The organism is Pseudomonas sp. SH10-3B, from assembly GCF_019891415.1.
Lineage (GTDB): Bacteria > Pseudomonadota > Gammaproteobacteria > Pseudomonadales > Pseudomonadaceae > Aquipseudomonas.
Window position 1 is genome coordinate 1 of record NZ_JAFLXD010000136.1, and the last position, 444, is coordinate 444.

Below are 444 nucleotides of genomic sequence, written 5' to 3' on the forward strand. Positions count from 1 at the left end.
CGCCGGCCGCTTCACCGCAACCGACGAAGAAACCCCGCGCGAAGGCCTGACTGTTTCCTTCACCGGCAACAGCAACGTGGATGGCTACTACACCATCGTCGATAACAACGTCGTGCTGACCCAGAAAGGCGCTGACTTTGTTAACGCCGGCAATCAACTGCCGAAGATCGACCTGACCGTTACCGATCCTGAGGGTCTCAGCTCCAATGGCACTGGCCAACCGACCGTCACGCTGCATAACGACGTGCCGGTCATCAGCGTCGCGCCAGAAACCATCGACGAAAACTCCGCCACAGCGGGCACCGTCGCCGGCCGCTTCACCGCAACCGACGAAGAAACCCCACGCGAAGGTTTGACTGTTTCCTTCACCGGCAACAGCAACGTAGACGGCTACTACAGCCTGTCCGGCAATAACGTTGTACTGACCCAAAAAGGCGCCGACTT

General features: G+C 59.0%; 1 protein-coding gene. It reads left to right on the top strand.

The window, feature by feature from the left end; genetic code table 11:
- A partial coding sequence (locus J1G35_RS30695; RefSeq protein WP_223016881.1) for a hypothetical protein occupies positions 1-444 on the top strand: 444 nt, incomplete at both ends.